The following is a 3,540-nucleotide window of genomic DNA, read 5'->3' on the forward strand; positions in this document are numbered from 1 at the left end:
GGGTGGGTGTCACCTCTGTGGTCATGGGACCTCCGCGGGCTCGGTCGTGGGACCGGCCCCGGGCCCGGTGCGATCCGGTGTTTCCCGTGACCTCCGCAGCGGTGCCGGTGCTTGATGCTACCGAGCCCGCCGGCGGGTGGGGTCGCCGGGCCGCCCCGATGGCCGGGGATCACCCCCACGGGTGACCCGGGGGGCGGCGAAGCCGGCCGAAATCGATCGTCCGACGGCCGGGTAACGCCGAGGGGCACCCGGGGTATTCCCCACCCCGGGTGCCCCGGGAGCCCCGGCACGGGGCGCGCTACGCACCCGTCCCGGGGCCGGCGCTCCCGGTGTCCGCAGGGGCGGGGCGGGACCGGGCCCACCAGTCGGCGTCCAGGACGCCCTCGGCGACGATCTCGGCGGGGCCGGTCATGGTGATCCCGCCGTCGGCGTCCTCGGTGATGACGAGGCTGCCACCGGGCAGGTCCACGGTGTAGCGCAGGGGCGCGCCCGGTTCGGGGGTCCGCCCGTCGCGGCGGGCCGTGGCGACCATGACGGCGCAGGCGCCGGTGCCGCAGGACCGGGTCTCGCCGGAGCCGCGTTCGTGGACCCGCATGGCGACGTGCGCCGGTCCGCGGTCGACCACGAACTCCACGTTGACGCCGTCCGGGTAGACGCTCGCGGGGGCGACGGCGGGCGGCTCGGTGAGGGGACCGGCGTCAGCGAGGTCGTCGACGAAGACCACGGCGTGCGGGTTGCCCATGTCGATCCACCGACCGGGGCGCACACGCTCCCCCACGGTCACGGTGATCGTCTCGTCCGGCCCGCCGGGCAGCCGGGCGCGGCCCATCTCCACGGTGGGGTCGCCGTCGGCGGTCAGGTGGACGCGTCGGACACCGGCCCGGGTGGCGACCGGGACGAGCCCCTCCTTCACCAGGCCGGCGCGCAGCAGGTACCGGGCGAAGACCCGCACGCCGTTGCCGCACATCTCCGCGACGCTCCCGTCGGCGTTGCGGTAGTCCATGAACCACTCGGCGGTGTCGGCGAGCGACCGCCCCTCCTCGATCGCGGCCGAGCGCACCACCCGCAACAGACCGTCGCCACCGATACCGGCGCGGCGGTCGCAGAGCCGGGCGACGGCGGCGGGCGGGAGATCCAGGAGACCGTCGTGGTCGGGGATGATGACGAAATCGTTCTCGGTGCCGTGCCCCTTGAGGAAGGGCACCGGGCGGGGTGCGCTGCTCACGGCTCGATCGTACGGCCCGGGCGCCGGGCACGGTGAGGCGACCGGCAGCCGGGAGACCCGGTGCCGGAAGGGCTCAGCGCAGGCCGGCGACCCGGTGGGCGGCCAGCAGGGCGAGCAGGACAAGTCCGGCCGCGTACAGCAGGAGCACCCGCCAGTCGGGACGCCGCCCGGAGCCGGGTGGCGGCAGGCCCGGCCAGGTGTAGCCGACCCGGCGGGCCGCGATCACGCCCCAGCCGGCGGCGCTGCACCCGATCAGCAGCCCCAGCATCGCGACCACGGCTCCCGCCTCGTCGAAGGCGAAGGCCAGCGGGAAGGCGAACATCAGGGAGCCGAGGAGGCTGAACAGCACGATGGGCGCCAGTTGGAGCAGGCGCATCCGGCGCTGGGGACGCAGCTCGGCGTAGGACTCGTCGCCCTGCTCGTCCCCGTCGTCGCGGATGTCCCCATCCGTCCGGTCGCCGTCCGTCCCGTCGCCCGGGGGGCCGGCCGGGGAACGCGTCGCGTCGGTGTCGCCGGACGGTGGGCCGCCGGTCGGCTCGGTTCGCGGGAAGGGGACGGTCTCCCCCGACTCGGTCGACCCGGTCGGGGCGTGGCCCGACCGCGGGTCATCGGGAACGGAACGGGACTCCGCGGCGTGCGCCGAGGGCCGGTCGGGCTCCCCGACACCGGTCGCCCGTCCACTGGTCCCGCGAGGGCCGGCCTCCATCGCCTCATGCCCTCCCTACCCGCACGACGGATCACGCTTCCGAGTTTCCGACTGTTACCGGTGCAACATCGGCATGGCTCGATGATGGCACGGCGGAAGGGAGCGCCCCGGCCTCCGGAGCGACCCGATGCCATCACGTGATCAGGATGTGACCGACGGTTCGAGCAGGGCCCCGGCGGCGGCGGTGAGCTCCCCGCGCGCCCCGGCCGACCCGTCCAGCCACCGCACCCGGGCCTCCCGGCGGAACCAGCTGTCCTGTCGGCGGGCGAAGCGGCGGGTGGCCCGGACGGTCTCCTCGCGGGCCTCCTCCTCGGTGCACTCCCCCGCCAGCGCGGCGAGGATTTGCTGGTAGCCCAGGGCCCGGGAGGCGGTACGGCCCTCCCGCAGCCCCTCGGCCTCCAGCCGGCGGACCTCCTCCACCAGCCCGGCCCGCCACATCCGGTCCACCCGCTCGGCGATGCGGTGGTCCAGTTCCGGCCGGGGGACCCGGATGCCGATGTGCAGGGTCGGGTAGTGGGAACGGTCCCCGTCGGGGCCCGGGAGGCGGCCGGTGAAGGTGCCTCCGGTGATCTCGATGACCTCCAGGGCCCGCACCACCCGGCGGCCGTTGCCCGGCAGGATGGCCCGGGCGGCGGCGGGGTCGAGGGTCGCGAGGCGGGCGTGCAGGGCACCGCTGCCGAACTCCGCCAGTTCCGCCTCCAGCCGGGCGCGGACCGCCGGGTCGGTGCCGGGGAAGTCCAGTTCGTCGACAACACCCCGGATGTAGAGGCCGGAGCCGCCCACCAGGATCGGCACCCGGCCGGCGGCCAGCAGGCGGTCGATCTCGGCCCGGGCCAACCGCTGGTACTCGGCGACGGTCGCCGTGCGGCGCACGTCCCACACGTCGAGCAGGTGGTGCGGCACACCGCCGCGCTCCTCCGGGGGGAGCTTGGCGGTGCCGATGTCCATGCCCCGGTACAGCTGCATCGAGTCGGCGTTGACGATCTCGCCGCCCATGCGGTGGGCCAGGGCGATGGCCAGGTCGGACTTGCCGGCGGCGGTGGGGCCGACCACGGCGACGACCCGGAACGGGGCGGGGGGCGGGCTGCTCATCCGATCAGTCTCGCAGAAGTGTCCGCCTCCCCCGGCCCGGATCGGCGCTCGGGGCGCTCCCCGTCGCGGTGCCAGATGGCGACGGGGTAGGCCACACCGTAGGGGGCGTCGTCGTGGAGGAGTTCGCCGCGCAGCTCTCCCTCCCCGGCGGGGGCCGCGGCCCCCGCGTCCGCGGCTCCGGCCAACACCTGCCACCCGGGTCGGCCGACGGCCCGCAGTTCCGCGGCGAGGGTTGAGTCCAACGCGGCCAGGGCGGCGGTGTCCACGGCGGCGAGGGCGGCGGAGACACCGGCGTCGAACCCCTCGGCCCGGTCGTCGTGCCAGCCCGGGGCCCGCGGGCCCCGACAGGCGCTGCCGTCCCCCATGACCAACAGGGCCACCCGGTCATCGGGCCCGCCGGCGACCAGTTCCCGGCCCACCTCCCGGCAGCGCTCCGGTGAGAGGTCCGGGGGCAGGACCAGGCCCGAGATCGGCGGGGGCACGGGGACGCCCCCGGCGTCGGTCCCGGTGACCTCCC

General features: G+C 76.0%; 3 protein-coding genes and 1 pseudogene. All 4 read right to left on the reverse strand.

Going from position 1 to position 3,540, the window contains the following annotated elements; genetic code table 11:
- Positions 1 to 298: 298 nt before the first annotated feature.
- Complete coding sequence (gene dapF, locus FNQ90_RS16370; RefSeq protein WP_182607065.1) at positions 299 to 1,225, reverse strand: diaminopimelate epimerase; 927 nt, start codon at positions 1,223 to 1,225, stop codon at positions 299 to 301.
- A gap of 73 nt (positions 1,226 to 1,298) precedes the next feature.
- Positions 1,299 to 1,931, reverse strand: a complete 633-nt coding sequence (locus FNQ90_RS27475; protein WP_228471301.1) for a hypothetical protein — start codon at positions 1,929 to 1,931, stop codon at positions 1,299 to 1,301.
- A gap of 141 nt (positions 1,932 to 2,072) precedes the next feature.
- Positions 2,073 to 3,023 carry a tRNA (adenosine(37)-N6)-dimethylallyltransferase MiaA gene (gene miaA / locus FNQ90_RS16380; protein ID WP_182607066.1) on the reverse strand — a complete coding sequence of 317 codons (951 nt, stop codon included), beginning with the start codon at positions 3,021 to 3,023 and terminating at the stop codon, positions 2,073 to 2,075.
- Positions 3,020 to 3,540: pseudogene (locus FNQ90_RS16385) on the reverse strand (hypothetical protein); the annotation flags it as partial. The pseudogene FNQ90_RS16385 and the gene miaA, both read right to left, overlap by 4 nt.

Origin of the sequence: Streptomyces alkaliphilus (assembly GCF_014141535.1) — a bacterium.
GTDB classification, from domain to species: domain Bacteria; phylum Actinomycetota; class Actinomycetes; order Streptomycetales; family Streptomycetaceae; genus Streptomyces; species Streptomyces alkaliphilus.

What these genes read in the sequence shown, in the direction of transcription:
- FNQ90_RS27475 (WP_228471301.1), bottom strand. Translation starts at nt 1,931, where the DNA reads ATGGAGGCCGGCCCTCGCGGGACCAGTGGACGGGCGACCGGTGTCGGG.
- miaA (WP_182607066.1), bottom strand. Translation starts at nt 3,023, where the DNA reads ATGAGCAGCCCGCCCCCCGCCCCGTTCCGGGTCGTCGCCGTGGTCGGC.